Origin of the sequence: Sorangium sp. So ce693, from assembly GCF_051521375.1 — a bacterium.
In the GTDB taxonomy this organism is placed as follows: domain Bacteria; phylum Myxococcota_A; class Polyangia; order Polyangiales; family Polyangiaceae; genus Sorangium; species Sorangium atrum.
In genome coordinates, this window is record NZ_CP150347.1 from 5,100,361 (window position 1) to 5,124,218 (window position 23,858).

The 23,858-nt window shown below is 71.1% G+C and carries 21 protein-coding genes; 11 read left to right on the forward strand and 10 right to left on the reverse strand.

Going from position 1 to position 23,858, the window contains the following annotated elements:
* Together WMF14_RS19050 and WMF14_RS19055 are read right to left on the reverse strand one after the other, a co-directional pair.
* Window positions 1-2,136 carry a molybdopterin cofactor-binding domain-containing protein gene (locus WMF14_RS19050; protein WP_437802811.1) on the reverse strand — a complete coding sequence of 712 codons (2,136 nt, stop codon included), beginning with the start codon at window positions 2,134-2,136 and terminating at the stop codon, window positions 1-3.
* Window positions 2,133-2,594, reverse strand: a complete 462-nt coding sequence (locus WMF14_RS19055; RefSeq protein ID WP_012235968.1) for a (2Fe-2S)-binding protein — start codon at window positions 2,592-2,594, stop codon at window positions 2,133-2,135. Before WMF14_RS19055 ends, WMF14_RS19050 begins: the two co-directional genes overlap by 4 nt.
* 210 nt (window positions 2,595-2,804) lie before the next feature.
* On the opposite strand from WMF14_RS19055, the gene WMF14_RS19060 reads away from it, so the two are divergent.
* The gene (locus WMF14_RS19060) at window positions 2,805-4,469 is read left to right on the forward strand and encodes an NTP transferase domain-containing protein (protein WP_437802814.1); all 1,665 of its coding nucleotides are present in this window, start codon (window positions 2,805-2,807) and stop codon (window positions 4,467-4,469) included.
* Here WMF14_RS19060 and WMF14_RS19065 read toward each other — a convergent pair whose 3' ends face one another.
* On the reverse strand, window positions 4,470-5,249 hold the full coding sequence (locus tag WMF14_RS19065) for a hypothetical protein (RefSeq protein ID WP_437802816.1): 780 nt from the start codon (window positions 5,247-5,249) through the stop codon (window positions 4,470-4,472).
* A gap of 464 nt (window positions 5,250-5,713) precedes the next feature.
* Between WMF14_RS19065 and WMF14_RS19070 the strand changes: the two genes are divergently transcribed.
* Window positions 5,714-6,283, forward strand: coding sequence for an SgcJ/EcaC family oxidoreductase (locus WMF14_RS19070; protein ID WP_437802818.1), 570 nt, complete (start codon window positions 5,714-5,716; stop codon window positions 6,281-6,283).
* A 33-nt stretch (window positions 6,284-6,316) separates the two neighbouring features.
* Here the strand turns inward: WMF14_RS19070 and WMF14_RS19075 are convergent, their stop codons facing one another.
* Together WMF14_RS19075 and WMF14_RS19080 are read right to left on the reverse strand one after the other, a co-directional pair.
* Window positions 6,317-7,561, reverse strand: a complete 1,245-nt coding sequence (locus WMF14_RS19075) for a glutathionylspermidine synthase family protein (protein WP_437802820.1) — start codon at window positions 7,559-7,561, stop codon at window positions 6,317-6,319.
* Entirely contained in the window at window positions 7,558-8,409 is an 852-nt protein-coding gene (locus WMF14_RS19080; RefSeq protein WP_437802822.1) for a DUF350 domain-containing protein, read from the reverse strand. The genes WMF14_RS19075 and WMF14_RS19080 overlap by 4 nt, the downstream gene beginning before the upstream one ends.
* Window positions 8,410-8,569: 160 nt before the next feature.
* Here WMF14_RS19080 and WMF14_RS19085 point away from each other — a divergent pair, with 160 nt between their 5' ends.
* The 4 genes from WMF14_RS19085 to WMF14_RS19100 all read left to right on the forward strand — a co-directional run bounded on the left by WMF14_RS19085 (window position 8,570) and on the right by WMF14_RS19100 (window position 12,400).
* The gene (locus WMF14_RS19085) at window positions 8,570-9,475 is read left to right on the forward strand and encodes a hypothetical protein (RefSeq protein WP_437802824.1); all 906 of its coding nucleotides are present in this window, start codon (window positions 8,570-8,572) and stop codon (window positions 9,473-9,475) included.
* The gene (locus tag WMF14_RS19090) at window positions 9,472-10,830 is read left to right on the forward strand and encodes a hypothetical protein (protein WP_437802826.1); all 1,359 of its coding nucleotides are present in this window, start codon (window positions 9,472-9,474) and stop codon (window positions 10,828-10,830) included. The genes WMF14_RS19085 and WMF14_RS19090 overlap by 4 nt, the downstream gene beginning before the upstream one ends.
* Before the next feature lie 2 nt (window positions 10,831-10,832).
* Window positions 10,833-11,405: a hypothetical protein gene (locus tag WMF14_RS19095; protein ID WP_437802828.1), complete on the forward strand. Its 573-nt coding sequence runs from the start codon at window positions 10,833-10,835 to the stop codon at window positions 11,403-11,405.
* A 104-nt stretch (window positions 11,406-11,509) separates the two neighbouring features.
* Window positions 11,510-12,400 (forward strand): AAA family ATPase, encoded by an 891-nt coding sequence (locus WMF14_RS19100; protein ID WP_437802830.1) that lies wholly within the window; start codon window positions 11,510-11,512, stop codon window positions 12,398-12,400.
* Window positions 12,401-12,484: 84 nt separating this feature from the next.
* On the opposite strand, the gene WMF14_RS19105 is transcribed toward WMF14_RS19100, so the two are convergent.
* Window positions 12,485-13,840 (reverse strand): cytochrome P450, encoded by a 1,356-nt coding sequence (locus WMF14_RS19105; protein ID WP_437802832.1) that lies wholly within the window; start codon window positions 13,838-13,840, stop codon window positions 12,485-12,487.
* An 860-nt stretch (window positions 13,841-14,700) separates the two neighbouring features.
* Here WMF14_RS19105 and WMF14_RS19110 point away from each other — a divergent pair.
* Together WMF14_RS19110 and WMF14_RS19115 are read left to right on the forward strand one after the other, a co-directional pair.
* A complete protein-coding gene (locus WMF14_RS19110) occupies window positions 14,701-15,036 on the forward strand; it encodes an alpha/beta fold hydrolase (RefSeq protein ID WP_437802834.1) in 336 nt (111 codons plus the stop codon).
* Between the two features lie 12 nt (window positions 15,037-15,048).
* Entirely contained in the window at window positions 15,049-15,399 is a 351-nt protein-coding gene (locus tag WMF14_RS19115) for a hypothetical protein (RefSeq protein ID WP_437802836.1), read from the forward strand.
* 166 nt (window positions 15,400-15,565) lie between these two features.
* Here WMF14_RS19115 and WMF14_RS19120 read toward each other — a convergent pair whose 3' ends face one another.
* On the reverse strand, window positions 15,566-16,354 hold the full coding sequence (locus tag WMF14_RS19120) for a hypothetical protein (RefSeq protein WP_437802838.1): 789 nt from the start codon (window positions 16,352-16,354) through the stop codon (window positions 15,566-15,568).
* A 159-nt stretch (window positions 16,355-16,513) separates the two neighbouring features.
* On the opposite strand from WMF14_RS19120, the gene minC reads away from it, so the two are divergent.
* Window positions 16,514-17,344, forward strand: coding sequence for a septum site-determining protein MinC (minC, locus tag WMF14_RS19125; RefSeq protein WP_437802840.1), 831 nt, complete (start codon window positions 16,514-16,516; stop codon window positions 17,342-17,344).
* A 6-nt stretch (window positions 17,345-17,350) separates the two neighbouring features.
* On the opposite strand, the gene WMF14_RS19130 is transcribed toward minC, so the two are convergent.
* A complete protein-coding gene (locus WMF14_RS19130) occupies window positions 17,351-19,093 on the reverse strand; it encodes an ABC transporter substrate-binding protein (protein ID WP_437804237.1) in 1,743 nt (580 codons plus the stop codon).
* A 325-nt stretch (window positions 19,094-19,418) separates the two neighbouring features.
* On the opposite strand from WMF14_RS19130, the gene WMF14_RS19135 reads away from it, so the two are divergent.
* Entirely contained in the window at window positions 19,419-20,090 is a 672-nt protein-coding gene (locus WMF14_RS19135; RefSeq protein ID WP_437802842.1) for a cyclase family protein, read from the forward strand.
* An 83-nt stretch (window positions 20,091-20,173) separates the two neighbouring features.
* On the opposite strand, the gene WMF14_RS19140 is transcribed toward WMF14_RS19135, so the two are convergent.
* Complete coding sequence (locus WMF14_RS19140; RefSeq protein WP_437802844.1) at window positions 20,174-21,139, reverse strand: DUF4423 domain-containing protein; 966 nt, start codon at window positions 21,137-21,139, stop codon at window positions 20,174-20,176.
* A 109-nt stretch (window positions 21,140-21,248) separates the two neighbouring features.
* On the opposite strand from WMF14_RS19140, the gene WMF14_RS19145 reads away from it, so the two are divergent.
* Entirely contained in the window at window positions 21,249-21,941 is a 693-nt protein-coding gene (locus WMF14_RS19145; RefSeq protein ID WP_437802846.1) for a hypothetical protein, read from the forward strand.
* Between the two features lie 84 nt (window positions 21,942-22,025).
* Here the strand turns inward: WMF14_RS19145 and WMF14_RS19150 are convergent, their stop codons facing one another.
* Window positions 22,026-23,717 (reverse strand): hypothetical protein, encoded by a 1,692-nt coding sequence (locus WMF14_RS19150; protein WP_437802848.1) that lies wholly within the window; start codon window positions 23,715-23,717, stop codon window positions 22,026-22,028.
* Window positions 23,718-23,858: the final 141 nt, after the last annotated feature.

Consider the following 23,858-nt stretch of genomic DNA (forward strand, 5'->3'; position numbering starts at 1 on the left):
CTAGGCGAGGCGAAACGGAAGGGAGCGCAGCCGCTGCTTGGTCAGCGCGAACACTGCGTTCGCCACGGCAGGCGCGATCGGCGCGGTGGCAGGCTCCCCGATGCCGCCCATCTTGGCCTTGCTCGGGATGAGATGGACGGCGATGCGCGGCATGTCGAACATCCGGAGCATGGGATAGTCGTGGAAGTTGCTTTCCTGGACCTTCCCCTCGGCGATGTTGATCTTGCCGTAGAGCGCAGCCGTGAGGCCGAAAGCGACGCTGCCCTGGATCTGCGCCTCGATGCCGAGCGGGTTCACCGCCGTGCCGCAATCGACGCTGCAGGTGACCGAGTGGACGCGGATGCGCCCCTTCTCGATCGAGACCTCGGCGACCTCGGCGATGATGGAGCCGAACGACTCGTGCATCGCGAGCCCCCGCGCCCGTCCCGGCGCGGGCGCGGTGCCCCAGCCGGCCTTCTCGGCGGCGACCTTCAGCGCGTTCGCGTGCCGCGGCTTGTCCTTGAGCAGATCGAGGCGGTACGCGAGCGGATCCTGCCCTGCGGCGTGCGCCAGCTCGTCGACCATGCTCTCCACCGCGAAGGCCGTGTGGGTGTTGCCGACCGAGCGCCACCACAGCACGGTGACCGGCGTCCTCGGCGAGTGCAGCGACACGCGGAGCGCGGGCGTCCGCTCGACATAGGGCGACTCGGCGATCCCTTCCACCGAGGTGAGGTCCACGCCGTTCTTCGTGACGAACGACTCGAGCGGCGTGCCGGCGACGATCGACTGGCCCACGACCACCTGATCCCACGCCGTCGGCACGCCGCGCGCGTCGACGCCGACCTGGATCCGGTGGACGAAGGCGGGGCGGTAAAAGCCGCCGCGCATGTCGTCCTCGCGCGTCCACACGACCTTCACCGGCACGCCGGCGGCCTTCGCGACGATCACGGCCTCGCCGACGAAATCTGCCGCGGGGCTGGCGCGTCGCCCGAAGCCGCCGCCGAGGAACGTCGTGTGGATCTGGACCTTGTCGGGCGTCGTGCCGAGGATCTTCGCCGCGGCCATCTGGTCGCCGGTCTGGAACTGCGTGCCGGTCCAGATCTCGCAGCGATCGCCGTCGATCTTGACCGTACAGTTGAGCGGCTCCATCGGCGCGTGCGCGAGGTAGGGCACGTCGTACTCCGCCTCGAGCCGCGATTTGGCGGCGGCGAGCGCGTCTTCCACCTTGCCGACGCTGGCGGCGACGACGCCGGGCGTCCGCGCCTGCGCGTGGAACTCGGCGAGCAGCTTGGCGCTGTCGACCCCGCCGCCCTCGGGCTGCGCCCACTCGGCGCGGAGCGCGTCGCGCCCGAGCTTGGCGGCCCAGAAATGCGCGGCGACGACGGCGACGCCGTTCGCGGTGGGGACGACCTTCTCGACGCCGGGCACCTTGAGGGCGTCGGCGGCGTCGAACTTGACGAGCTTGGCGCCGAACGCCGGCGGGCGGAGCACCACGGCGGTGCGGAGCCCGGGGAAGTGCACGTCGAGCCCGAACTGCGCCTTGCCCGTGACCTTCTCCGGCGTGTCGATGCGGCGCACGAGGGTGCCGATCAGCTTCCAGTCCTTGGGGTCCTTCAGCTTCACCTTGGCCGGCGGGGCCAGCTTCATCGCCTCCTCGGCGAGCTGGCCATAGGTCAGCTTGTCCTTGCCGTGGGTGACGACGCCGTTCGCGGCGGTGCACGCCGCGGGCGCGACCTTCCACCGGGCGGCCGCCGCGCGCAGCAGCATGTCCTTCGCCATCGCGCCGACGGTGCGATACCGCTCGAACTCGCCGTTCGTCGTCGACGACCCCCCGGTCATCTGGAACTGCAACGCCGGATGGCCGTAGACCGGCGCCGCCGGCGCGTGCTCCGACCGCACCTTCGACCAGTCGCACTCGAGCTCCTCGGCGATCAGCATCGCGAGCCCGGTCCAGATGCCCTGGCCCATCTCGGAGTGCGCGAGCACCACGGTCACGGACTCGTCGGTGCCGACGCGAACGAACGCGTTCGGCGAGAGCGGGGGCGGCTGCGCAGCCTTCGGCGCGGCGCGGACCCCCTGCGGGACGTAGAAGCTGATCAGGAGCCCGGCCGCCGAGCCCGCGGTCGCTTGCAAGAAGTCACGCCGGGAGACGGTCACTTGCCACCTCGCTTGAGCCTCGACGCGAGGATCACCGCCTCGCGGACACGAACGTACGTCCCGCACCGACACACGTTTCCGGACAGCGCAGCGTCGATGTCGGCGTCGCTCGGATCAGGCTTCTGTTCGAGCAAGGCGACCGCGGTCATGATCTGCCCGGACTGGCAGTACCCGCACTGGACGACGTCGGCCTGCGCCCACGCCTGCTGCACCACGTGCGACCCGTCGGGAGACAGGCCCTCGATCGTCGTCACCTTGCGCGTCCCGACGCTCGACACCGGCAGGACGCACGAGCGCGCAGGTTTGCCGTCGAGGTGGACCGTGCAGGCGCCGCACTGGGCCATGCCACAGCCGTATTTGGTGCCGGTCAATCCCAGTAGATCACGGAGCACCCAGAGCAGGGGCATCTCCGGACTGGCATCCACGTCACGAACAACGCCGTTGACATCGAGCTTCATGGCCGTCCAGGCCATACTTTTGAGCTGGCGCGCCGTCAAGCGACTGCGCATGTCCTTATCATTTCTTCACCATCGGCCAGCGGCTCGCCGGCGTCCTGTAACGCAACGCCCGACGGCGAGCGGCCGGGCGGCGTGGAGAGGGTCCGGTCGTCGCCAGCGACGGCGAACGCCCTGGCGGGGGCCTCATGAAGGGTGAATGATGCCGAGCGCATGAACGAGCTTGAGCGGATCGTGCGCGAAGCGGCGACATTGGTAGCAGAGCGGTCCCCGTTTCTCCTCGCGACCGTCGTGCGGGTGTCGGGGTCGTCGTACCGGCGTCCGGGGGCGCGGATGCTCGTCGCCGGCGATCGCTGGGTATCCGGGTGTGTGAGCGGCGGCTGCCTCGAGGGCGACGTGATGCTCCGCGGAGAGCACCGCTGCCGCGATGGCGCCGTGGTGGTCACTTACGACTCGACAACCGAAGACGGAGAGACGTGGGGTGTGGGGCTCGGCTGCAACGGCGTCGTCGATGTCCTGCTCGAGCACGTCGCGGCCGGAGCGACGCACGACGCGCTCGCGTTCGCCGCGGCCTGCTTCGCCGAGGAGACCACCGGCACGCTGGTCACGGTGATCCTCTCGACGGCCGGCGCGGTCCGGGTCGGCGCGCGCCTCGCGTTCGGTCCGCCGTGCGCGCTCGCGCACCCGGTGACCGATCCGGCCGCGCGCTCCGCGATCGAGGCCGCGGCGCGGGGGCCGGCCGGCGTCGTGGAGCTCGACGGGCTCGGGATCACCGTGCTCGTCGAGAAGATCGCGCCGTCGCCGCAGCTCTTCGTGCTCGGGGGCGGTCACGACGCGGTGTCCATCGTCTCGCTCGCGACGTCCGTCGGGTTCCGGGTCACGGTCGCCGGTCCCACGATCCGGCAGGCGTCCCGGTTCCGCGCCGCGGATCGCGTCGTCTCGACCGGCGGCGCGGCGGATCGTCTCCGCGCGCTCATCGACGCCGCGGCTGAGCCATACGTCGTGATCATGCACCATCAGCTCACGCCGGATCGCGACGCGCTCGCGGTCGCCCTCGCGTCGCGCGCCCGCTACATCGGCGTGCTCGGGCCCGCGCGCCGCACGCGCGATCTGCTCGCCGAGATCGGCCACCCCGGCGACGATCCGCGGATCCACGCGCCGATAGGGCTCGATCTCGGCGCCGAGACGCCCGAGCAGATCGCGCTCTCGATCGTGGGCGAGCTCCAGGCCGTCGCGCGCCGGGCGCAGGGGGGAAAGCTCCGCGCCCGCGCCCGACCCCTGCATGCGCGCGTGGCGCTGGTCGTGCTCGCCGCCGGCGGCTCACGTCGCCTCGGTCGCCCCAAGCAGCTCGTCGAGCTCGACGGAGCGCCGCTGGTCCGGCGCGTGGCGACCACGTGCGTCGAGGCCCGATCCGGACCGGTCGGCGTCGTGCTCGGCGCGAGCGCCGGCGCGGTCGCGCGCGCGCTCGGCGATCTGGAGGTCGCGCACATCGCGAACGATGGGTGGGAAGAGGGCATCGCCTCCTCGGTCCGCGCCGCGGTCCGGTGGGCGGAGGCCTCGAAGGCCGACGCGCTCTTGATCGCGCTCGCGGACCAGCCCCTGCTCACGGTCGAGCACCTCACCGCGCTGCGGCAGGCCTGGCTCTCGGGCGCGCCGATCGCCGCGTCGCGGTTCAGCGGCGTCGTGGGCGCGCCGGCGGTGTTCGATCGATCTCGCTGGGACGCGCTCTCGCGCCTCCAGGGCGACCAGGGCGCCGGCCGCCTTCTGCGCGCCGAGGATGTCGCGGCGATCGACTGGGCGGGCGGAGCGATCGACGTCGATACGGCGGACGACGTGCGCGCGCTCGGGGGCCACGCGCCGGCGAATCCGCCGGGTTGATCACCAGCAGCTGTAGTCGTAAACCGTGTGCAACGTCTCCCCGGTACGCTCGACCAGCAGATCGCCGTCGAAGACGTAGGTAAAGGCCGGGATCGATGGGCTGGGCGTGCCGTCGAGCGGGCTCACCCCCTGCTCCCGGCGGACGAGACGACAACCATCGTAGACGATCTCCGTCGTGATGGTCGGCAGATCATCCGTGAAGCGGTCGAACGTCAGCTGAGCGGGGCGCCCCTGGTCATCGTGATCGTATCGGACGAAGTAATCGTCGTTGCCGAAGGTGATCGCCCGCGCGTCGTCGTCGTAGTCGATTTCCAGGACACGGGTGTCGGCCGCGCCGGTCCGGGTCATGCGGATCATTCGACCGCCCTCGTAGTCGAAGGTGTGTGTGTGGGTATCGCTGCCCCGCGTCTCGATCGCTCCGATGACATGCTGGCCGTCGTATTCGTAGACGATCGACGTCTCGACTCCCGTGTCCATCTCCGTGTCCGTCTGGGCGCACGGTCCGGGATGAGGCCCATACATCCACGGACCGAGCTCCGGCATGGGGACGCGGCCAGCGAGCTCTGGACAGCCCGTCGCGCCGGCGCCCCCGCCTCCATCACCTGACCCGCTCGTGCCGCTCGAGCCTGTCGAGGCCGCCGAGCCTGAAGCGCCGGCGCCCCCGCTCCCCGATGTCGACGTGGACGTCTCGTCGGAGGCCTCGTCGTCACCGCAAGCCACGAGCGCGAGCAGGCACATCGTGGCCACGTATCCGCACGTTCTGAAGACAAATCGATGCATCTCTCTCCTCATCCGTCAACCTGGGTCGGGTCGCCGGGCCGTCGCGCCCTGGTCATGGGAATGTCAACCTGGGGCGCGTTCCTCAGACATCCTGGTACGCGACCGTGATACCGGATATTCGACCTTGGCCCTCAAGCATCATGAGGTCACGCTGAGTTGGCGGCGCGCAGTGAACGCGAGCTCCTCCAGGATGCTGTGAGCGCAAGCGCCGTTCATCGCCTCCAGCGCCGCCGGGCATTGTGCGCAGCGGACCCAGCGGACACCCGAGCGTACCTATCCGCGGTCGTCCTGGCAACATGCGATCCGGCCGAGCGCTGATCCTCGATGACGGTGCGAGCGGGTCAACGCCTGTTCCACGTGATCGAGGCAGCTCTACCGCCCTCGGAGCCAGCGGGTCGACCCGAAGCCCGATCGAGCGCGGCGCCGGTTGACGTCCCGCGCCGGTTCGCAGTAAGTGGCGCCCCATGCATAGAGCCCTCGCCATGGTCGCGCTGCCGCTCGTTGTCCTCGCGTGTGCCCCCGCGACGCCCCAGCCCGTTGCGCCGGCGGCGCCAGCGCCGGCCAGCGCGGCGGCGGCGCCCGACGCACGCGAGCAGGGGGCGCTGGGAGAGCAGCTCGTCGCCGCCTTCAACGACGCCTGGAACCGGCACGACATGGATGCGTTCGCCGCGCTTCAAGCGGAGGACGCCGATTTCGTGAACATCTTCGGGATGTGGTGGCATGGGCGGGAAGAGATCCGTGCGAATCACGTCGGCATTCACAAGACCGTCTTTGCAAAGAGCCGCCTCGCCAGCGTGCGTGTCGAGACACGCTTCGTCACGCCGGAGCTCGCTGTCGTCCGCTGGGCATGGGAGCTGACGGGCGTCATCACCCCGGATGGCCAGCCCGTGCCCGACATGCAGGGCATCCTTGTGCACGTGGCGCGGCGCACGGGGGACCGGCTCCAGATCGTGACGACGCAGAACACGCAGGCCACCGCCGACGCGTTCCGCGCGGTGCGCAGCATGGATGCCCCGGCCCGACCCGCGCAGTAGCCGCCCGCGGGCGCGTCCGGCCTGCGAACGCTCCTACCGCACCAGCGCCGGCGCGCTCAGCGCTGCCGCGTCCGTCATCCCGGCCTGGACGCGCGCGTAGATGCCGCACGCCTCGCCGGCGATTAGATAGATGCCGTAGTTGACCGACTCGCGCCGCGCGTTCTCCAGGGCGGCGAAGTACCGCTGCGCGATCCACCGCCCCTCCCGGGCCTTGGCCAGGGACGCGCGCCAGACGTCGTCGGGGGTGTGGCGCCCGAGGATCACCTCTTCTCCCTCGGCGCCGTAATCGCTCTTCAGGACCCACTCCTCGCGCTGCGCGAGGAGCAGCTCGGGGTGCACCGTCTCCAGCCGCGACGTCACCGGGACGTGACGCTGGATCACCGACTGCGCGTGCGGCGAGAAGCGATGGAGGTGCTCCCACATGAACGCCATCGAGCGCTTGTTCTGCGGCAGCACGGCGCCGAGCGGGTTCAGGATCGCCGCGCGCCCGTCGGCCGCGGCGGACAGCACGGCGCCGAGCGGGCCGGCGAGCGGCTCGGCGTCGGGGATCTGCTCGTCGGTCCACACGCTCGATCGCTCTCCCCACCAATCCGTCTTGTAATGGCGCAGCAGGACCGAGAAGGGGGCGTCGAAGAGCGACAGGCCGCGATCGTCGTGGCCGAGGTTGTACGGCGAGCCGAGGAGCACGGAATACCCTCGCTCCGTGAGCCAGCGCCTGTAGAGGCGGATGACCGAGAGGTCCTCGGTGAACTCCGTCGGATAAACGAGGCCGAGGCGCCGCGTCGCGGCCTCTCCGAGGAGCGCGCGTGCGACCTCGTCCACCATCGCGCAGAACCGGGCGCCGAGCTCGCCGTTGGGGTCGCGCGCGCCCGGGTGGTCCGGGGCCGCGAGCGCGCTCAGCACGACCGCCTCCGCCTCGCCCGTCGGCGTGTCGCAGTTCAGCTCGGCGATCGCGGGGCCCTCGTCCGTCAGGAAGACGTCGGCGCGCGCGATGCCGTGCCACAGCGGCTGTGACGAGAGCCACATCGCCTTCTGGCAGGGCGTCAGACAGAAGAAGTCGTCGAGCAGCGACGGCTCGTCCGCGACGATCAGGCAAAGCTCGTTGTAGACCGCCGCGACCTCCTCGGCGGCGCGGTACAGGGCGCGCTGCTCGGCGGCGGTGACGAACACCGGCTCCTCGCGGAAGCGCGGGGCCCCGTCGAACCAGGGGTCGGTGATGAGGCCCGTGTCGACGATCTTCGCGGCGAAGGCGTCGTAGGCGCGGTCAGCGGAGGTCATAGGAGGCGCGCGATGGCGATCGATGTCGCGAGGTAGGTCGCCGCCTCGAGCGCGCCGAGCCCCTCGTTGCGGTCGGCCGCGATGCCCGCGTCGAGGCGGCCGCCGCGCAGCGCGAGCGGCGCGCCGAGCAGCACGCTCTGCACGAGGAGCTGCCGCACAGGGTAGAGGGCGAACAGATAGAGCAGCACGCCGCCATAGCCCTTCAGAGAGATGAAGAGACCCTCGAAGTCGCCCTCGAGCGCCCGCGCGATGATGATGGCCACGGCGATCGAGGCGCCGGCGTAGCTCAGCGCGGCGGCCAGGTTCTCTCCCTGGATCTGCTCGGCGTCATCGTACGTGGTGAGCGCCCGGAAGAGCGAGATGAACACGTGCAGCGTGATCTGCGCGAGGAGGAAGAAGCCGAGGGAGATCGCGAGATCGCCGAGATCCTTGCCCGCGATCGCGCGCGAGGTGATGAGCCCGGTCGCCACGTAGTGCGCGCCCGCCGCGAGCCCTGCGGCCGCGTTGCCCCGCTCGATCTCGGCCGGGAGCCGCGCCCTGAGCAGAAGGCGGATCCCGAGGTGGCCGGTCGCGAGCACGAGGAGCAGGCCCACGACGGCGAACGCGCTCACCCAGAGGAGGTCGCGCGCGAAGCCCTCGCCCTCGAGGCAGTTCTTCACGGCGTTGGCGGCGACGAGGAACACCGCGAGGACCTGGCCCACCGTGAGCAGCCGGCGGGCGGCGTTGCTCTCGGTGAGATCGCGGGCGACCGTGTGCGCCGGTGAGAAGACCCTCTGCCCGATGCGCAGCAGGGCGAGCAGAGCGAGCGTGGTGCCCAGCCCGAACCCCATGACGTAGGACAGACCCATGGGACGCACGCTACAGAACGCGCCGCGCCCTCACAAGCCCAAGGTCTCGCGTCACGCCGCCGCGATGCGCAGTCGGGTTTCGGGCTTTTGCGGGGCGCCGTGCGCTTTGTGATATGGGTAGGCCTGCGGGGCGGTGACGCCCGGCTCCGGCGGCGGACCCATGGTCGAACCTCCTTGTGACTCCGGCATCCAGGGCATCTTCGCGCGACCCTATATCGATCTCGAGCCGTACCTCGACCTCGCCCCGCTCGACGAGATCCACGAGGAGATCTGCCTCGGGCTCACGCAGGTGCCGATCGATTACACCGGCGGCAGCCACCGCACGATGGGCATCATGCCGCCGTCGCGCCTGGGCGAGGCGTTCGCCGACTACGGCGAGGTGATCCGCGGCCTCGGCGACGAGGAGTTCGCCACGTTCCAGCGCCTCTCGGACGACCCATCGTCGATCGATCGTTCCGCGCGCGCCGCGCTCGAGTTCGGTGAGGAGCGAGAGATCCCGCTCTCGCGGCGGCAGATGCTGTGGCTCAAGTTCCGCCATGGGGTGTACTTCCCCTGGAAGGTCTATGTCGAGCTCATCCCGAACCGAACCTGGAGCGACAAGAGCCGGAGTGAAGGCAAGGACTTCACCCGGCTGGCGCGATCGTTCTTCCCGAGGACGATCGCCTACGTGAAGCGCCTGCCGTTCTCGTCGATAGGGCGCTGCAACATCATGGGTCTCGAGGCCAACGATCACGGCACGGTGCACCACGACGGGGAGGGGAGAGCGCCGGACATCGAGCCCGACCACTTCATCACGCTCTGTCCCGCGGGCAACAAGCGGCTGTTCCTGTGGGACGAGCGGGCGCGGCGGAAGACGGCGGTCGCCGGCCGGGCCTACTGGTTCAACGATCACGATTACCACGGCGTCGAGGCGGACCCGTACTTCAGGTACTCGGTGCGCATCGACGGCACCTTCACGCCGGAGTTCATCGAGGCGCTCCGGCGCGACCACGCCAGGGCGGCCGGGGCCGCGCCAACGGCGCCGACCGGGCGTGCGCCGCAGGGCGCCGGGGAGGCCGCGGCGTGAGCCGGCTGGACGAGCCGTTCGAGCGCGCCGAGGTGCTCGACAAGCCCGGGATCGTCGGGGCGCGCTGGTGGCACAAGGGCCTGGCCGACGCGCCGAAGGACGCGTCGCGGCGGAACGCGATCCTGGCCGCGCTCGGCGCGGTCGGGCTCGTCGGGGTGGCCGCCGCGATCGCCGTGGCCGCCGACGGGTGCTCGGACGACGAGACCGCGGTGCAGAGGAAGCGGGCGCTCGACATGCAGCGGACGTTCGGCTGGAGCTTCGGCGCCGCGCAGGAGAGCGTGACGTTCGACGGCGAGTCGAAGAAGCCGTTCGACCGGGCCGCGCTCGCGAGGATGTCCACCGACCTCAGGCCGGCGGACGAGGGCGCGCGCGCCTACTACGTGCCCGCGCTGTTCGAGTCGCCGTCGGCCGTGCCAACGCTCGTCGCCGAGGGGGATCCGGCGCCCATCACGCCGCTCGGCGACGTGCTCCGGCCGATCTTCACGCCTGCGATGGACCGGGCCTACCGGAGCGGCAAGGCGCTGGCGTCGCTGCTCCTCGCCGCCCGGACGGACAGCGGCCTCCGCCGCGACATCGCGGTCATCGTGGATCTCGATGGCCCCGAGTCGGTCGCCTTTGCCGCCGGCGCGGCGGAGGCGTTCGACCCGGTGTTCACGTTCGACAACTGGCCGCACCCGCGGGGCGTCGTCAAGGCGCACCTGACGCTCGCCGCGGCGGCGTACTACCAGCCGCTCTTCGCCCGCTCGGTTCCCGGCCCCCGCGCGACGATGCTCGTCCTCGATCGGCAGCGGCTCTCGCCCTATTCGGACGACGCGGCGCAGTTCGACAACCGGCATGTCGCGAGGCTGCCGTCCGCCGATGCGCTCTGGGACAGGGGAGTTCGCCATGTGCTGGTCATCGTGCCCACGGAGAGGGACACGACCGAGTCCGACGACCTCAACGACGACTTCGTTGCGTTCCGGTCGCGCCGCCTCGACGTCGCGTTGATGGCCGCGAGCGTCTTCGCCGCCGACGCGGCGGAGTCGAAGCCCGCGAACGAGACCGAGGACTGGCCTCCCTACTACTACGGCGGCCGCGCCGCGTCGCACGGCTGGTTCTGGATGGATTATCCGTGGGGGCCGCCCCCTCGCCCGGCGCCGGTCGAGCCGAGCGCGCCGAGGCCGGGCAAATCGTACGTGCCGACGCAGCGCGCGACGCCGTTCTCGAGCGGCACCGCGTCGAGCGGGGTGTCGCCGATCCCGGACGGCTTCGGGACGGTGCCAGTCGTCGTGGCGCTCGGCACCGGCGTGATCCTCGGCGCGGCCCTCAGCCGGAGCGGCTCGTGGAACCGGGCTTCGGGCGGATACGGAGGCTGACCGTGGAGCACTCGATCTTCGCGATGGAGGTGTGCGCGCGCATGGACCCCGGGAGCACGCTGCAGCGCACGCTGCACGATGCCGTCCAGGTCCAGTTCGAGAAGATGAGCCTGCAATACAAGTGGTACCAGTACCGCCGCGCGCAGATGGCGCTGCTGTCCAATCTGCACGCCATCGAGAAGGGGTGCTGGGACTACTTCGACGACGACTCCCGGGCGCTCAACGATTACGGCATGTGGTCCCGCGGCATGATCACGGAGGAGGGCGCGCGCAAGGGGCCATCGGGGACGCCGGACCCGTACCGCGGCCAGCCCCGCTACCTGACCTTCACGATGGCGTTCCTGCTGATCCAGGGCTCACCCACGGATCGGATGCTCCGCACGGTCTGCGACATTCCCAAGGATCGCCTGTGGCGCCGCGACGTGTTTGGCCACATCCTCCAGAACCTCGGTCACGTGAGCTTCGCCAGCGTCAAATCGGATGTCCTCTACCTGATCCCGCGGGACGAGGGGTGGGCGCTGACGGCCGACGATCTGACGGATCCCAAGTTCCATTATCTGCGCAAGATCGTGTAAACCGAGGGATACCGCGCCGAGGAGGTCCACGAGGCATTGAAGGGCGAGACACCCGCCCGCCGGCCGACCCGGCCTTTACACCCCGGTCCCGCGCGGCGGGCGCGGTGCTGCTCGACGAGGTGGTCGCGGGGCTGCTCGACGCGCGCTTCGATGTGCGCGAGGGCGATGGGGTCTTCGTGTTGCATGGAGAGCGTGCGGTCGCCGAGGGCACACGCCTGCTCCTGGGCAAGGCCACGCCGTGCGTGGGGCGCGAGCGCGAGCTCGGCATGCTGCGGGCGCTGCTCGCCGAGACCGTGGAAGAGGCGACCCCGCAGGCGGCGCTGGTCGTGGCGCCGCCGGGCATGGGCAAGTCGCGGCTGGCCAACGAGCTTCTGCAGGAGCTCAGGGCGCGGGACGAGCCGGTGTCGATCTGGATCGCGCGCGGCGACACGCTGCGCACAGGCGCTCCCCTCGAGATGCTCGGCCAGGCGCTGCGGAGCGCGTGCGGCATCCACGAGTGCGAGCCGCCGGAGATCCGGCGGGAGAAGCTGCTGGCGCAGGTGGCGGCGTGGATCGCCCCGGGCGAGCGGCGGCGCGTTGCGGAGTTCCTGGGCGAGATCGTGGGCGCACCCTTCCCGGACGAGGACAGCCTCGCGCTGCGATCCGCGCGGCGTGACGCCCCGCTCATGGCGGACCAGGTGCGCGAGGCGTTCCTCGACTTCCTCGGCGCGGCCTGCGCGAAGGCGCCGGTGCTCGTCCTGCTGGAGGATCTGCACTGGGGAGATCGGCCGACGGTGCAGCTCCTCGACGTGGCGTTGCGCACGCTGGAGGAGCGGCCGCTCTTCGTCCTGGCCGCGGCGCGCCCCGAGGTGCGCGACGTCTTTCCGAAGCTCTGGGAAGGCCGCGTGCTGTCCTTGTGCAGGCTGGGGTCCCGCCAACGCCGCCGCGAAAAGTCGCGGCAAGAGGGCTGGCCTCGGCGGTCCTCGGCCTCCGCCATGGCCGGGTGGCGGCCGTGAGACCGGAGGGGTCAGCTTCCCCGGCCTTCGTCGATTGCATGAAAGCGCACCCTCGGCCTGTGGGGCCCCAGGTGGCAAGGCCGCTCAGCTGCTTCGCGGCTGTCCCGCCGCCGGAGGCACGGCGCGCTTGCCGCCGTAGATCATCGGGATGCTGCCCCTCGGCCCCATGGTGATGGACCGGCGCACGTAGGCGACGGGCGTGTCGCTCGCGAGCCGGAAGCGATGACCGGCGAGCAAGGTGCCGAGAACGATCTTCATTTCAGCCATCGCGAACGCCGCGCCCAGACACCGGCGCCCGCCGCCGCCGAAAGGGATGTATTCGAAGGGCGAGAATTTTCGATCGAGGAAACGCGATGGCCGGAAGCGCGATGGCTCGGGATAAATGTCCTCGCGGTGATGGAGGAGCAACGGTGACGGACAGATGCCCTCGCCGGCCGGGATCGTGTACCTCGCGAGCTCGAACGGGCTGCGCGGAACGCGCCCGACGTCGATCACAGGCGGATGGATGCGGAGCCCTTCCAGACAGGCGGCCTCGAGATAGGGGAGGGAGGTATACTCGTTCGGATCCGGATGTGGGCCGAGCGCGTCGATCTCCGCGAGCACGCGCTCGAGCGTCGAAGGCTCGCGGTGGAGCCAGTAAAGCGTCCAGGCGAGGGAGACGGCGGTCGTCTCGTGACCGGCGAAGAGGAGCCCGCGGAGCTGGTCGATGAGCTCGACCTCGGTCATGGCGGAGCCGTCATCGTAGCGAGCGCGCATCATCAGGCTCAGGATGTCGTTCCGCGACTCGTAGGTCTCGCGCCGCGCTCGGATCTCGTCGGCCATGACCGCGTTCAGGGCCGCGAGCGCGCGGCGGTTCTTCGCCCACGGGCCGAGGCCGCCGAAGTCCCGCCGGAGAAAGGGGAAGACGAAGATGAGGGGGCTCAGCGAGTCGGCGAACCGGAGGACCGCCTCACGCGCGATCCGGATTCGCTCGCGCCCTTCGACGCCGAACACGACGCGCACGATGATGTCGAGCGCGATGCTCTGCGTCGCTTCCAGCATCGAGAAAGAGCGCCCAGGGGTCCAGCGCGCGGCCTCCTGAGCAGCGATCTCGGCGATGGTCGCGCTGTAGGCGCGGATCGAAGTGGCGTTGAACGGCGGCGTGAGGAGCTTCCGATCGCGCTTGTGACGCGCCCCGGACGACACGACGATCGAGGTCGTCCCGAAGACGGGCTCGGCGACGCCGGCGCCGAAGGCGTCGAAGCTGTCCGGATCTGCGGTATAGATGGTGCGGATCGCGTCCGGATCGCACGTGATGTTGAACGGACCGTTCAGGGTCGGGGCGCGGAACGTATCGCCGTACTCCGCGACCATATTTTGAAAAACCGGCAGCGGGGCGACCAGGACGCGCAGGAACGCCACAGGGTCGATCGATTTCGGTCCAGGGGGTAACGGGTTCACGGCGACGCTCCGTTCAGCATGGGTTGTGGTTGACGATTCTCCCTCCACCCGAAGCGCTCATCAAGGCGGAATTGCCCTCATTAGCTCCCTGCTTCCTGACGCCTGTCGGCGTCCGCCGTAGAAAACAGTTTGGCTTTCGCGCCGAACACCGGTGTTCGGCGCGTGCCCGGTACCCGGTACCCGGGCCGGCAAGCGAGCTCAGCAACGTAATAATCGTTATCAATCGAGCTCGGCCATGTCGCCGGCGAGCTCCTCGAGCGCGGGCTCGGCGCCGCGGCCCCTGTCGACCGCGAAGCGGCCGCGGCGTCGAAGAGGGCGCCGGCGAGCTCGCGATCGCGCTGGCGTCGTACATGGCGCCGGAGCAGACAGGAAGCCTGCGTTTCTCGCTCCGGAGCGGCCGCAGGTGCGCGGGGCGCCGACGGCGCGCTACATGGCGCTCGAGCAGACAGGCCGCAGGGTCGAGGTCCGCGACCGCTCCGCGCGCGGGAATCGAGGTGGACGCCGGCGAGTTCGGGGCCATCGATGTCCGCGTGGTCAAGCGCTTCGGGCCGGGCCGTCGCTCGTTGAACGCGGGCGTCCAAGCAGCGCGTGGTCGCGGCACTGCAGAATCGTGAGGCGCGGCGCGGCCCGCCCTTGTCGCGCGGGCGCCGTCGACCGAAGACCGCGGCTGTGCAGCGGTATGGTCGAGCTCTTGATCCGTCCGTTCTCCGGCCCCGCTCGCCGGTGTACCGCGTGCGGTGTGATGGAGGTGATGGCGCTGGCGCACGCTCTGGAGGGTACGACCCCTGGCCAGTGTAGTGTGCTCGCCTAGATTCCGTTTGACGCCGATCCTCTGATCAGAAGAATGCCCCGCGGACGCCGTGGAGTACTTCCAGCGGCGCATGGTCGGGATCCCCGACGAGGTTGTAGCCCAGCTCAGGCACGCCCCCTTCCGCCCCGCGCTGGAGGCGATGGCGCACACCCTGGTCTACGACGCGACGATCGTCGCCGACGGGCACATCACCGCCGCGCTCGCGGAGGTCCGTCAGCCGACGCTGGCGATCGCCGGCGGCGCGGGCGCGCCGGTCATGCGCCGGGTCGCCGAGACGCTCGCCGCGCAGCTGCCCGGCGGACGGGCGGTCACGATCGAGGGCGCCACCCACGACCTCGCGCCCGCCCTGCTCGTGCCGGTGCTGGAGCGGTTCCTCGACGGGTGAGCGTCAGCGGGCGTGCCCGCGCTCCACGCGCGCGGGAGGCCGTCCGAGGCGCTCGCCGAGGCGCGTGAGGCGATGGCGCTGCTCGCCTCCCTCGGCAGGGTCGAGGAGGGCGAGGAGCTCGCCCGTCTCGTGTACGCTCGGGCGCTCGAGGCGATCGGCGACCAACCATCGGCGCGCGCCGCCATCGCGGACGCGCGCGAGCGCCTGCTCGCGACCGCGGCGCGGATCGACGATCTCCGTCGTCGCGACGGTTTCCTCCAGAACGTCTCCGAGAATGCGCAGACCTTGGAGCTCGCGCGGGAGTGGCTCGGGGCCGCCGCCATCGCCCCTGCGTTTGCCGGGGACGGCCGGCCACCGGCGTAGGCGCGAAGGCTGATTCAAACAGCCCTCGGGGCGATCAGCCGAGCGTGCAATCAATCCTTCAGGCCTGGTCGCGCCCCGCTCACTTCATGGATGTTACGAGTCGCTGCCCACGTCCCGCCCGTTCAAGAAGGCTGCTTGAACAGCGTGCCGTCGCGCGCCGACTGGCCTAGAACCATGTCTCCCAGCGGCCGCTGTCGATCTCGGCGGCGTGCACCGTCGCGGAGATGCGATCCCGGTCGCCCGGGAACGGCTGTATCTGGTGCAGGCGGTAGCTGTCGATGACCAGCGCGCCGCCAGGGCTGTAGCCGGCGACGAGGCTCCGCGCGGACAGCGCCTCGTCGCGCGGGTCGTCTCGCCCATCGTAGAGGACGTCCCAGAGCTTCAGCCCGCCGTCCGCGTCCGGGAGCTCCAGCATCACGACGACCGTGATCGCACGGAGCCGGCGGGCAAGGTGGTAGTCGGAGAGCCCCTCCGTATCGAAGTGCACCACGCCGCCTTCACGCGCGACCTTCTCCCCCGCAGGGAAGATATGGACGCCGGGCCCGCAGAACCCGCGCCGGGGCTGCGCCAGCCCGCCGGTGAGCGCCGCGACGAGCTCGCGCATCCGGCGCTGGAGCCCGGGGAGGTGGCGCTCGACGCGGGCGTCGGAGGCCGCCGCATCGGCGAAATAGACCCGGGAGCGCCCCTGCTCCAGGTGCGTGTAGAAGGCGCGCCCCAGCGAGAACTGCTCGCCTCCGAAGTCGGCAGTCCACTCGGCCTGGGCTGCGCGGACCCCTGCGACGAGCGCGGCGCGCTCCGCCTCGGAGAACACGCGCGGCACCTCCAGCGCGAAGTGGTGATCGAGCGCGTCGACGGGCCGGGGCGTCGCGCGCGGGGACGCTGGAGAGGAAGCGGCGGAGGGCGGACCGGGCGGGGGATCGAGCCGCAGTACGGAGGCGCGGCGCGCGGTCGGCATGGCCAAACCACCGTTAGCACCGCGCGAGCCGGCCAGCCAAGCAGCGGCGCGCCGGCCGCGCCGCGAGGCCCGGAGCGCCTACCGGTTTTTCCCGCGCGAGCCGCCGGATCCGGGTTACAGTGCCGCCGCGGGAGCACCTTTTTGCGAGCGAGGACAGCGATGGTGTCGGGCAGGCGAGGGGAGAAGCGGCAGGAGCAGCAGGCGTTTGCGCTCAAGGGCACGATGCCTGCCATCACGATGCTCTGTCTGAAGACGGCGAATGTCTCGGCCGTCGAGCGTCAGCTCGCCGACCACATCTCGCAGATGCCGCACTTCTTCCTGCACCTGCCGATCCTGCTCGACCTGGCGGAGCTCGGCGACGAGCCCGTCGACCTCGGCGCCCTCGCCGGGCTGCTGAGGAAGCACAACCTCGTGCCCATCGCCGTGCGCAACCCGACGGACGCCCAGCGCGAGCGGGCCGTCGCCGCCGGCCTCGGCGTGCTGCGGACGCCGCTCACGCGCTCGTCCCGCCAGGCCGCGCCCGCCGAGGGGAGCACCCCCACGCCGGGCCCCGTGGCGGTGGGGCCCGCGCCGGACCGCGGCGCGCCAGGGAGCGCCGCGGCGGCGCCCGCCCGGCGCCCGAGGGACGCCGCCCCGGCGCCGGACGCGGCCGGGGAGCCGCCGCCGGCAGGGCTCACCGTGCGGCAGCCGGTGCGCAGCGGGCAGGTCATCTACGTGCCGCACGGCGACCTCGTGGTCCTCTCGCCTGTCAGCTCGGGCGCGGAGCTCATCGCGAACGACAACATCCATGTCTATGCGCCGCTCCGCGGCCGCGCCATGGCCGGCGCCCACAACAACGCCGACGCGAGCATCTTCTGCATGAGCCTCGAGGCGGAGTTCGTCTCGATCGCCGGCCGCTACCTCATGGCCGACGAGATCCCCGACGAGCACCGCGGCAAGCCCGCCCGCATCTCGGTGCAGAACGACGGGCTCGTGGTCACGCGGCTCTAGGGCGCGTCACCTCGGACGGAGCTCGGTCAGGACGAGCAAATACTCCGGGGGGTTGTTCGGCGTCAGCTTCGCGTACGGGTTCTCCATCGTCGGGAAGCCGGTGAACCGCTTCGTGCTGTACTCGCCCCACGACGGGTTGTTGAAGAGCGGGATCACCGGCGCGGCCTGCACGAAGATCATCTGCAGCCCGTCCAGGATGCGCTTCTGATCGGCAGGGGCCGTCGCGGACTCGAACGCGTGGAACAGCACGTCGGCCTCCCTTGCGCCGAAACGGTGCCAGTTGCGCGGCGCCACCTCGCCGAGCGGCTTCACGAGATCTGCGCTCATCAGATCGCGATAAAAATTGTACGGCGTGGGCTCGACGCTGGTCCAGCCCATCGACAGATCGAACAGGCCCCTCTGCAGCGCCGCGTAAAACGCGCTGAAGTCATACGTCTTCATCGACGCGGCGATGCCCACGCTCTCCAGGTTCTGCGTGATGATCTGCACAGCGCGGACCCAGTCGGACCAGCCGCTGACGACGTTGATGTCGAAGTGCATCGGCTTGCCGAGCCTCGTCCGGATCCCGTCCGCGCCCCTCGGGTAGCCCGCCTCGTCGAGGATCTGGTTCGCCCGCTGCGGATCGAACTTCACCCAGTCGCCCGCCTCCACCGCCTTCTCGCTGCGAAACCGCTCGTAGGAGTCGTCCAGCCCCGTCGCGTCCGCGCCATGCGTGTAGTTGTCCGCCGCGAGCTTGACGATCTGGTCGCGGTCGATCGCCATGCTGATGGCCTTGCGCACGCGCACGTCGTCGAACGGCTTCTTCGTGGCGTTCGGGTACAGCGTGGCGGTGCCGCCGACGAGCGGGAACCAGTAATGATGGTTCGCCGGATCCTTGGCGACGAAGACCCGCTCGATGTCCGGCACGAAGGCGCCCGCCCAGTCGATCTCGCCGTTGACGAGCGCCAGGGTGACCTGGTCGTTGCTCGGATACGCCGGGAAGCGCAGCCCGTCGACCGCCGGCTTGCCCTCCTGCCAGTAGCGCGGGTTCTTGCCGAGCTCGTACACTTGGTTCTGGAAGACCTTCACCTCGGTGAAGGGCCCTGTCGCCACGGGGTTCTCGTTCGCGAACGTGACGGGGTCCGCGACTTCCTTCCACACGTGCTCCGGCACGATCGGCTGGTGGCCGATGTAGCTGAGCCCGGGCACATAGGGGCGCCTCAATACGAACTCGACGGTGGTGTCGTCGATCGCCGTCACGGCGCCGAGGAACCGCCACACCCCCGCGAGATCGAGCGCCGCGTGCTTCTTGATGAGCGCGAACGTGAACGCGACGTCCCTCGCCGAGAACGCCTGTCCGTCCGACCACTTGACGCCGGAGCGGGTCGTGAAGGTGAGCTTCTTGTTCGCGTCGCTCCACGCGTAGCTCGTCGCGAGCCACGGCGTGTACTCGCTCCGCATCGTGTTGTAGACGAGCATCGGCTCGTAGATGCCGGCGACCGTCGGGAAGCGCGCGCTCCCCTCGGGGAGCAGGGGGTTGAAGTTGCGCACCCAGGTGGCCTGCTGCTCCCTCGCGATCGTGACCACCGTGGCCCGCTTCGGCGGGGGCTGCTGCGCGGAGGCGGCCCCCGCCTCCTGCGCCGACCCCGCCGGCGTCGCCGCCCGCTCCGGAGCGGCGGACGGGTTCTCGCTGCCATTCTTCGAACGACAGCCCGCCGCGGCGCAGGTGGACAGCAGCAGCGCCGACAGGACGAACGCGCGGCGCGGCATGGTTCGACTCATCCCAGACATCCACCTCTCCACGCGGGCGATCTCGACCCCCCCGCGACGCTCCGTTCCCGTGACCACTCCAGCGACGACGCCCGGACCCGCGCCCGCCGAGGCACCCAGGCACGACGTTCGCCCCCGTGAAGCATCGGGCCAGGTGTCGCCGCGCTCGCACTCTATCGGCGCATGTGAGCACATGTCAACTCGACCGGCTCGTGCCCGATTTCTGGATCTCCTCGCGTCCTCCCGCGAAACTGGCGGTGGCTCGGGGCCCCGACCGGGCGCACAGGAGGCTCCGCCGCGCGGAGCCCCTCCCGAGGAGCGGACCGTGACCACCCCCGTCTCACGAAAACTCGTCGACCTGAGCCACACCGTCGAGCACGGCATGACGACGTACAACGGCGTGCCGGCGCCCGTCGTCTGCGATTTCCTCTCACGCGAGCAGTCCCGCGGCGTTTACGCGGAAGGCGTCGAATTCCACATCGGCCGAATCGACATGGTCGCAAACACGGGTACCTACGTGGACAGCCCGTTTCATCGCTATGCGAATGGCAAGGATCTCGCCGGCTTGCCGCTCGAATCGCTGGCCGATCTGGAGAGCGTTGTGGTCGAGGCGCGGGGCCGGTCCGGGCGGGCGATCGACGCTGACGCGTTCGACGGGCTCGATCTCGCCGGGAAGGCCGTCCTCGTGCGCACGGGCTGGAGCGCTCACTGGCGCACGGACGGCTATTTCGAAGGACACCCGTACCTGACGCGGGACGCGGCGCGGCTCCTGGCCGGCGCAGGCGTCGTGTTCGTGGGCGTCGACACCTACAATATCGACGACACGGCCGATCCCGCGCGGCCAGTCCACTCCCTCCTGCTCGGAGCGGACATCCCGATCTGCGAGCACATGACGGGGCTCGATCGGCTCCCCGCCGCCGGAGCCCGCCTCTTCGCCGTCCCGGTGAAGGTCCGCGCCTTCGGCACGTTCCCGGTCCGGGCGTTCGCCATCGTGTGAGCCGCGCAGGCCGCTCGGTGGAAGCGGGCGCGGCGTGGGCTTTCCTGGAGCGGCGGCGCGGCGCCGCGGTGTCCGCAGCCGGCTCAGCCCCCGTCGAGCGGGAAGAGCTGCAGGTTCACGGCGACGACGCGCTCGGGAGGCCGCGACTCGGCGATCACCGCGCGCATGTTCTGGAAATAGCTCACGTGCAGCTCGGAGAGCTTCTCTAGATCGGCCGCGGAGACCGTGAAGACGTTGAACGAGAAGCGCCCCTCGGCCTTGCGCGTGAGCCGCGCCAGCCCGACGCCGGCCCAGAAGCACTTGAGCCGGTGCTCCGCGTCCGGATCCGGGCGCGTGTCCACCGTCCGGATCGGCGCGACGATCCACCGCCCGCGGCTCCTCCGGATCTGGCCGGCCTCCGCGAGCCGATCGAGGCAACGCGCCTCGTCCTCGACGGGGAACCCGAGCCGCCGCGCGATCCACCCCGGATCGTGGCGCGGCAGCGCCCGGTAGGCCGGCAGCTCCAGCGCGAGGAGGACGGCGGGGAGCAGCGGCTCCTCGTAAACGGCCCGGCGCTGGGCCTCGAGCGTGCGCCACGCCGCGCTCGCCGCCGGGAGCGCCGCCGGGTCGGCGAAGAGCGCCACGAAATCGAGCAGGCGCAGCGAGCAGGCCTCGACCATCCGCAGGAAGTCCGGCAGCCGCGGCTCGGCCTCGCCCGAGAGCCAGCGCGCGACCGCGTAGCGGCTCCTGCCCGCGCGCCGCGCCACGTCGACGATGGGCGACATGGAGCGCATCTCCGAGAGGAGCGCCGCGACGCCCTCGGCCGACGCCGGATCGGTGCGCGCGAGCCACGCGGGCAGCGACGGGAAGAAGCGCCTCACCGCCCCCGCGACGTCGACGCCCGCGCGCCGCGCGGCGACGAGGAAGGTGGCCGCGGTCGGCCAGCGCCTGCCGGACTCCCACGTGTAAACGACGTTGGTGCGGAAGCCGAGCCGGCGGCTGAAGGCCAGCTGCGAGCGCCGACCGCGCAGGGCGCGGATCAGCTCCTTTGCAAGGGATTCATGGTCCACGTACCGCAGATTCGCACATGTCGAGGCCAGTTTGCCCTATGGAATGTGCGAAGCTGACCTGGCGTCGCGTCGACAACGAACGCAAGGTACGCCGCAGGAGGTCGTGAACATGCGCGAGCGGCGTTGGCTTTCTTGGGTGGTCGCGGTGGCGACGAGCGTCGGGCTCTTCGGGTGCGTCGATGGCGCGGGCGGCGCGCCGCAGGGCGGCCAGATCGGCGGAGTCCACGGCGCGGAGGGCGGGTGCGACGAGGAGAAGGAGGACATCGGCGCAGACGACGTCTCCCCGCTGGGCTTCTCGGCGCGAGCGGCGCTCACGGAGATCTCCGGAGAGCGCTCCGCCCCGCTCACGTGGGCGAAGGGCGGCAGCACGACGGCGACCGTCTCTGTCGGCGAGCTCGTCGCCGCGCGCTTCGTGCGATCGACGGTGGCAGAGGGCGGCGATGCGAGCGGCGCCGAGCCGGCGCTCGCGTTGGATTGCTCGGATCACCTGCAGATCGACGTCCCGCTGGCCTTCTCGACCGAGGACGGCGCGTTCGACGAGTCGTTCGCTGTCACGCTCAGGGTCCCGCGGGTCGACGCTGCCAGCTTCTTTTACAAGATCGATCTCTCCGCGCTCCAGGGCTCGTACGAGGTCACCGAGGTCGATCCCGCGGAGTTCAAGGCGGTCACCGTGTACCTGAGCGGCGCGCTGAGCAGCGGCGCGGTCTCCGGCACGATCAGCGGGATCGCCGAGAGCCACCCGACCGGGAGCGGGCCGGACGGGTCGGTCTCCGCGCGGCAGTTCGGCGTGGCGCAGTTCTGAGCGCGGAGCCGCTGTCGCGCGACAGCCCTCTTCAGCGGAGCATCGCTGTCCAGGGCGATGCGCGCCGGGCGCGGCCCCGGCTCGCTACTGCGGCCCGTTCGCCGCCGCTGCCTTCGCGGAGGTGATGTAACGCTTGACGCCGTAGACGGCGAGCGCCGCGCTGGCGCCGAGGATCTCGACGCCGCCATGGCCGCTCAGCGTGAGATCCAGCCCGCGGTCGCTCGGCGCGAGCGCGACCGAGACCAGCGTCGGCGATGCGGCGAGCGCGCCGAAGCTCGCCGCCACAGGGCCGTCGAGCAGGCCCGCGAACGCCTGACGGTCGATGTACAGCTGCAAATGCGAGGCGCCCTTCGCGCGCGCCCGGGCCTCGGCGAACGACGGGGTCGAGGCCAGCGATTCCTTGTCCTTCCCGAAGCGCGCGGCGACCTGAGCGAGGTAGCCCCGGTCGCCCGCGCCGATCAGGACGAACCCGGGCCGGGTCTCTGCCCTCAGCTCGTTGCCGTCATCGAGATCGTGCGCCAGCGACCCAGGCTTGGACCTGAGCTTCTTCGTTGTCCGCTTCATGTGCGCGGCGACCGCGCCGAACACCTTCTTTTGCGCCGCCTCATCCGCGGTCGCCAGCGCGATCAGCACGGCGCCGTGCCTGAGCGCCTCGGCGCGCCCGCCGGCTGCGAGGCTGAGCTTGTGCTTCGGATCGCGATAGATCCCGACCGCGGCCTCGCCGCCGAGCGCCCTGTCGACATCGCCGAGCTCGAGCCCTACCTCGGCGAGCGCGGCCGCAGCCGCCGCCGCGGTGGGCTCGCCGGCGAGCCCGTCGAAGGCACCGAGGACGTCGCTCACCGTCTTTCCCGGCGACCGCTGAAGGGACAGCCCGAACGTCGCCAGCGCCCCCTGGGGCAGCTTCGCCATGGCCGCATGGTCCGTCGCCGAGAGCACCGCGCCGAGCGCGGGGACTTCCGGTCCGAAGAGCGCGAGCTCCACGTGGAGCCCGGTCGCATCCTGGCTCATGGGAAGGGCGATGAAGAGCCGCGAGCCGGGCTCGGGGCCGCTGCCTTGCAGCCGGTGGAGGTCGATCGCGAGCCATGGATCCTTCGCGCGCCCGGGCTGGAAGAGCGCGGATGTCTTGAACGACGGCTCGCGCTGCCCCGCGACGCGCAGGGCCCTCGATAACGGCTCCGGCCGGGCGCATACGAGGGCGACCCGCGCCTCGGCGAGCCACGCGCCGTGGGCGACCACGCTGTCCTCGTCGTCTCGGAGCGCGAACCTGCCCTCGCCGGCCTCGCGCGGCAGCTCCTTCAGCAGCCGCTCGACCGGGGCTCCGTCGCGGAATCGCGCCGCTATGCAGCCGTTCTCGACGATCGCCCCCAGCGATTCGCGCGGAGCTGCCTCGCCCCCGACGAACGCCGCGGCGCCGTCGAACGACGCCATCAGATCTCGGGCGAGGTCGGGGCTCAGGCCGGGCTGGCGCGCCAGGGCCGCCGTGACCTCCTCGAGGAACGTCTCCCGGATCAGGGGCGCAGCGCCGGCGAGGAGCGCGCCGGCCTGCGGGACGCTCACGACCAGCACCGCATCGCCGGGGATGACGTCGACGAGCGACTCCACGCTTCGCGGCATCGCGGGGGCGGAAGGCGGCGCGGTCCCCGCGAGCGCCGGGGCCGCGGCCGAGCGCGGCGGCGCCGGCGCGGGGGGCCCTCCGCAGGACGCGAGCGCGACCAGCCCGGCCACGGCGAGGAGTCTGGGAAAGGCGCGGCGCATCGACAGGGGGGCTCTCCTCATGGACGTGCGCCGTGGTACACCCGACCGACCCAGGCGTCTCCGCCAAAGCGCCTGAGCCGCCGGGGGGCGCGTGCCCGGTCGCCGCGCGGGCCCTGCCCATCGCCGCAATCCCGGGCCGTCCGATGAGAGAGCGCCGCCCCG

Coding starts and splice junctions, on each gene's coding strand:
- WMF14_RS19075 (WP_437802820.1), bottom strand. CDS start 7,561: ATGACCTCCGCTGACCGCGCCTACGACGCCTTCGCCGCGAAGATCGTC.
- WMF14_RS19070 (WP_437802818.1), top strand. CDS start 5,714: ATGCATAGAGCCCTCGCCATGGTCGCGCTGCCGCTCGTTGTCCTCGCG.
- minC (WP_437802840.1), top strand. CDS start 16,514: ATGGTGTCGGGCAGGCGAGGGGAGAAGCGGCAGGAGCAGCAGGCGTTT.
- WMF14_RS19055 (WP_012235968.1), bottom strand. CDS start 2,594: ATGAAGCTCGATGTCAACGGCGTTGTTCGTGACGTGGATGCCAGTCCG.
- WMF14_RS19145 (WP_437802846.1), top strand. CDS start 21,249: ATGCGCGAGCGGCGTTGGCTTTCTTGGGTGGTCGCGGTGGCGACGAGC.
- WMF14_RS19060 (WP_437802814.1), top strand. CDS start 2,805: ATGAACGAGCTTGAGCGGATCGTGCGCGAAGCGGCGACATTGGTAGCA.
- WMF14_RS19120 (WP_437802838.1), bottom strand. CDS start 16,354: ATGCCGACCGCGCGCCGCGCCTCCGTACTGCGGCTCGATCCCCCGCCC.
- WMF14_RS19065 (WP_437802816.1), bottom strand. CDS start 5,249: ATGCATCGATTTGTCTTCAGAACGTGCGGATACGTGGCCACGATGTGC.
- WMF14_RS19085 (WP_437802824.1), top strand. CDS start 8,570: ATGGTCGAACCTCCTTGTGACTCCGGCATCCAGGGCATCTTCGCGCGA.
- WMF14_RS19130 (WP_437804237.1), bottom strand. CDS start 19,093: ATGCCGCGCCGCGCGTTCGTCCTGTCGGCGCTGCTGCTGTCCACCTGC.
- WMF14_RS19080 (WP_437802822.1), bottom strand. CDS start 8,409: ATGGGTCTGTCCTACGTCATGGGGTTCGGGCTGGGCACCACGCTCGCT.
- WMF14_RS19150 (WP_437802848.1), bottom strand. CDS start 23,717: ATGAGGAGAGCCCCCCTGTCGATGCGCCGCGCCTTTCCCAGACTCCTC.